Here is a 5,090-nt window from a genome sequence, read left to right as displayed (position 1 = left end):
CACGTAGAGGGCGTTCGCGCCCCCCACAGTGTGCTGGAGCTGCCGGACGGCTCCAGGCTGGTCATCGAGGACGGGAGGTTCATTGCCTACGACAAGCACGGTGACGTCGTCACCGGCGCACCACGGCAGGAACGATCCGTCACCGGCGAGTCCCGTCGAGAGGTGTCGCAGGAAGGCTCCCTTGCCGAGGGGATCGCACTCGCGCGGGAGCGGGAACTCGTCGAGGCCGGCGCGATGTCGCGGGGCTCGGCGGAAGCGTCCGGCGGGGCCGGAAGCGCCCATGCCGTCGGTTCTGAGGCGTCCGGTTCGGGCGGTGCCGGGGCGGTCGGCAACGGCCATGTCGGTACCGGTCCCGGAGGCAGCGGCCTTGACGGTGCGACCGGCCCGGACAGCGGGCTCCCCGGCCGGCACTCGCAGGTCCCGCGCCCCAGCTTCATGCGGGACGGTGCCAACCCGTACGGACCTCGCGGAACGCTCACCCGGGAGCAGATCGAGGAGATCCAGGTCTTCCGGGCCAACCACGAGCCCGCGTACCTCAAGCAGTACTACCGAAAGAACGGCGCGCGTCTGGACCTGGAACTCCACGACGAGAGCGGGTACACGCCGCCCCAGCTCACACGTATGTCGGACAACGATCCGTGGATTCGCGCCAAGGATGTTCCGGAGCCGCCCAAGCCGCACTTCCGTGACGCCGACTACATCCGCGTGGGCGCGGAGACGGTGACCAGCGCGGACAGACTGCGGGTTCTGCAAGGCGGCACCTGGAAACGCCATGCCGCCGTTCAGTACGACAACCTCGTCGCGGACTGGAAGGCGGAAACGGGCAAGGCGCACGAGCTTCACGGCACCGTCGACACGGCCGCGCAGTGGGGGGAAGCGAAGGGGGCGTACAGGGAATCGCACACGGCGATGGGAGAGGCTACCGAGGCGTTTGGTGAGACGGTCGCCGAATATCACTACATAGCGGAGAACTACCCGGACTTCGAGAAGCAGCCGCTGCTCGGACCAAAGAACGGCAACGACCAGTTTGACCAGGTGTGGAAGCACGAGGACGGTCGAATCGTCGTTATCGAGGCCAAGAGCAGCACTGATACCGAGCTGGGTCGACGAACCCTTCCAGGCGGTAAGCAGGTCTCCCAAGGTAGTAGGGAATATTTCTTCGACATCCTCCAGGCGATGAGGAACCGCGGCGAGCACGACCTTGTCTCGGATCTCAGAAAGGCCCTTCGGGACGGCAAGCTGGAATACACTGTCGTCAAGGGGGAGAGAAACGCGGGAACGTACACTGGTTACCGGTATCGACGGTTTGACATCACCAAGGGGACCCTACCGTGACCGAACAGATCTCCAGGCACCTCGCACATCGCCCTGATGCTGCGGAGTTCTCGGCGCGACTGGAGGCAGACTTGGCCGAAGAGATCGACGATCTCGAAGGTTCGCCGAGCTTGATCGACTTCACGTTCAACACAGCGTTGATGAATCTGCGTGCTCGCTGTGCCATTGACCCGCGAGCAGCGAAGGCGGAGACGTGGGACGCTGCTGTGAACGCAATGCAGTTGGGCTCCGCGCTGTTTGCCGTGACCGGTGCGAGCGAGGGGTCCGTCGAGTGCCGTATCAACTACAAGGTGCGCAGTCTCCCGGCCGTCGGTCCGCTTCCATCGGCCGATGCGGGCAACTGGCTCACCGCCTTCTGGTTGGCGGTCATCTGCCGCGAACCCCAGCGCATGACGCAGCTCTGTGAGATCCCGCTGGAGCGGCTGCGATCGCCGGAGGGACAGTACGACGAGTACATCTACCACTGGGTGGACACGTTGCAGACGTACTGGCTTCGGCGGCCTGGGCTGGTGGAGAAGCTCACCGCAACGCTGGAGATGTCGCATCCCGACGTGGCCCGTATCACCCCCCGCGACCTGCTCGATGGCTTGCTCTATCCGCCGATCCACCTCTTCTCCCGCTTGATCGCGAACGACTGGGACGGCTTCTCCTCGGGCCTCGTCGAGGCATTGAAGCTGCACCAGGCGTACTGGACCCTGAACGAGGAACGGGCCGCGAACATCGACGGCAGCATCGCCTTGGGCCCGCTGGCGATGGCCTGCTGGGCTTTTGACGGGCAGGTCGCCCTCGGGGTGGAGTCGGAGTACCTCCCCAAGCACCTTGTCGAGCACAGCTGGCTCGGTGAGTTCCCGACCTGACGCAGGCATGAGCTCGTACTACAGCATCAGATCTTGTGACTGCGGATCGGTGATGTCGCCGTCTGGCCATGCTGGTTGATGTGGTGCCAAGGCCCAAAAGCCGGACGGCACCCTCCGTCCGGTCTCGCCCGCAGGGACAGCGTGAGGGTGCCCGGTTCGGCTCTTGCGTGCGGTCACCAGGGCGCAGGAGAGGCCCCCCCGCGGTCGGCGGTGAGCATGCCGATGACGGGCTGATTGCCCGCTCCGGCGGCCGGATCCGTCCTCGGCGCCGGCCCGGGCCCACTGCAGCCGATCCCGTCGGGCGTCCGGTTGCCATCGCGCAGGAGTGCCCTCGAGCAACTCCGTGGCGGCACCACCAGAAGTGTGATCACTCCGCCGTGCGCCAGGCGAGGCGATCGCCTCCCAGCGCGACCACATCCCCGAAACCGTTCGTCGAGCACGCGGCCACCCTCGGCATCGGCCTGGAAGTGTTTCCACTGCACCAGGTACACCTTCAGCCGCCCAGGACCTCCACCTGCACCCCCTCCTGCACCCCCCACCCGGCCATCGCCCCGGCCTCCGTCTCCAGCACATGCCGGGCCCGCAGTCGTGGCAGCCCCAACCGCCCCGGCCGCATGGTCCGTACGGCGATCACGACCAACCGTCGGTCCAGATAGGCCACGTCGATGGCCATCCTCATCCGAAAGGTGTGCACGCCACCGGCAGGCGTCAACAGCATCGCCGCCCCTGCGAGCGAATCCCGCCCCAACAGCCCTTTGGTACGGGCGCGATAGGACGCGGCGATCTCCAGCGGCACGCGCGTCGGCTCCCGCCCTGGCGCACCGTGGTGGACGACCAGCGTCCCCAGCCCATCCGTCCACCGCCGTGCCATAGCTCCGCTCCGCCCCGTCGCACCGCTCCGACTCGTCGTCCTGAACCGGACCGTATCCCCGCTCACTGCTGGACGGGTGTGGCGTGTGGGGCTTGTCGGCGGCTGGTGTGCATATTGAAGTCGCAGGTCGCGAGGGCGGTGTGCGGAGCGGCGGCCGGACTCGCCCTGGTTGAGAGCAGGAGCCCGGCGTCGAGATCATCGGGCAGGCTCTGTCCGGCCGGGAAGAGTCGGCGGCGCCGTCACCTGCACGTACGCATGCTCTGGGGCTGGGGAATCGGGGCACGGGAGCCTCTGGCCCTCGCGGTCTTCTCCGAGATCGCATGCCGGATGGTCTGCGCGGCAGACACTCGCTGTTGATCAGGACGAGTACAGGCCTCCGCGTGGCACACCAGCCCCGCCATCTGGGACTTCAGGTTGCACACCGCTCATTCGGGGTGCTCAGCAACTCCTCCCATGTCAACGTCTGTTATTTGAGGGAGACCTGAGGCGGAATTGTGGCTTCTGTCACAGCCTGACCGTTCCGTCCATGATCAAATTGATCTTGACCACAAGGCGCGGCCAACACCCCTCGCCCCTACAGGGGCTGGGTTGCGAGCAACGCCTTGAAAACACGTTCAAAGGAGTACGGCGCGTGCAGACCAGCACTCACCGTCGCCAGTTCAGCAGGCTCTCCATCGCTGCTGTATCCGCCACTGTCGGGGCAGCGCTCTTCGCCTCCGCGATCCCGGCCAACGCCGACACCGCCACACCGCACCCGGGCGGCGCGGCGCAGGCAGCCGCCGTCGTAGAAGCCGCCACGGGGGCGGCGGACATCGCTCCGTCCGAGGTGGCACCGGGTACGCCGGCCAAGGCAGTTACCGCTACCGGCGGCGCTACCGTCACGATCACCACACCGGACAAGGCGAATGGTTCCATCCACGCCGTCGGCGAAGACGGCTCTTCGTTCGGCCTCACCCTGCCCGGCGCCAAGGGCGTAGCGGGCGTCAAGGCCGGCGCGGGCACCGTGGTCTACCCCAACGCCGCTGCTTCCACCGATATCGCCGTGCAGCCGACGAGGGACGGCGGCGCCCGTGCCCTGGTCACGCTCAAGGACGACAAGGCCCCCGAGACTCACCGCTTCCGGCTCAGCCTCCCGCAGGATGCGAGCGTCATCGAAGACGGGCAGGGCGGCTACGAGATCACTCGTGAGGCCAGCGAAGGCGTTCACATCCCGGTCGCCACGATCGACGCTCCGTGGGCCAAGGACGCCAACGGCGAAGCCGTGCCCACCAGTTACAAGCTGGATGGCAAGGACCTTGTCCAGACCGTCGAGACCAACGAGAAAACGGCGTTCCCGGTAGTCGCCGACCCCAAGATGACATGGGGCATCGTGACGGGCACCGCGTACTTCAACAAGAAGGAGACGAAGGCAATCGCCTACAACGGCGCTTTGTCAGGTGTGGTCTCGGGTTTCCTGCCGCCGGGGCTGAACATCTACTGGGGTGCGCACGCCGCAGTCATCACCACCACGGCACTTAAGGCGACGAAGGCCAAGAAGTGCATCAAGATCAAGTTCGCAGCCGGGATATTTGTCCCCGGTCAGTACTCCGGTGGATACTGCAAGTAGTAGCACCAGCCACACGAGCGGAGAACGACTTTGAGCAGCACGTGGCTCATCTACGGTGGAGCCCTGATGGTGTTCTTGTCCATGGGAGTCTTGATCTTCATGGGCAGACCGACAACCCCTGCCTGGCGTGACACACCGTCGATAGCCTGCGGCGTCGTCGTCTTCATCGTCGTGTGTGTACTGGCCCTGATGCTCAACGCACCCGTTCAGATCGCGGTGCCCGGGGCGTGTCTATGGCTGGCTGCAGCCATCACCAGTGCGCACGCCATACGTGGCCGCATCGGTTCACGAGGCTGAGCGGGACGGCCCGCACCCCCGGCATGCCGGGGGTGCGGGCCGTCCCGGCGTTCTGATCGTGTGTGCGAGAGGGCCCCGGCGTCTCGCTGACGCAAGGAGCCTTGGGTGATTTGTTCAATTTCAT

The 5,090-nt window shown here is 66.0% G+C and carries 3 protein-coding genes and 1 pseudogene; 3 read left to right on the top strand and 1 reads right to left on the bottom strand.

Annotated elements, in window-relative coordinates:
* Together V5O46_RS31345 and V5O46_RS31340 are read left to right on the top strand one after the other, a co-directional pair.
* Positions 1 to 1,335 (top strand): annotated as a pseudogene (locus tag V5O46_RS31345) (hypothetical protein); the annotation flags it as partial.
* Entirely contained in the window at positions 1,332 to 2,192 is an 861-nt protein-coding gene (locus V5O46_RS31340) for an immunity 49 family protein (RefSeq protein WP_332888127.1), read from the top strand. The pseudogene V5O46_RS31345 and the gene V5O46_RS31340, both read left to right, overlap by 4 nt.
* Before the next feature lie 493 nt (positions 2,193 to 2,685).
* Here the strand turns inward: V5O46_RS31340 and V5O46_RS31335 are convergent, their stop codons facing one another.
* A complete protein-coding gene (locus V5O46_RS31335) occupies positions 2,686 to 3,063 on the bottom strand; it encodes a DUF192 domain-containing protein (protein WP_332888126.1) in 378 nt (125 codons plus the stop codon).
* A 631-nt stretch (positions 3,064 to 3,694) separates the two neighbouring features.
* Here V5O46_RS31335 and V5O46_RS31330 point away from each other — a divergent pair.
* On the top strand, positions 3,695 to 4,669 hold the full coding sequence (locus V5O46_RS31330) for a hypothetical protein (RefSeq protein WP_332888125.1): 975 nt from the start codon (positions 3,695 to 3,697) through the stop codon (positions 4,667 to 4,669).
* Positions 4,670 to 5,090 lie beyond the last annotated feature (421 nt).

It is taken from the genome of Streptomyces poriticola, assembly GCF_036689765.1.
In the GTDB taxonomy this organism is placed as follows: Bacteria; Actinomycetota; Actinomycetes; order Streptomycetales; family Streptomycetaceae; genus Streptomyces; species Streptomyces poriticola.
This window is presented reverse-complemented; position numbering and strand designations above follow the sequence as displayed.

What these genes read in the sequence shown, in the direction of transcription:
- V5O46_RS31335 (WP_332888126.1), bottom strand. Translation starts at nt 3,063, where the DNA reads ATGGCACGGCGGTGGACGGATGGGCTGGGGACGCTGGTCGTCCACCAC.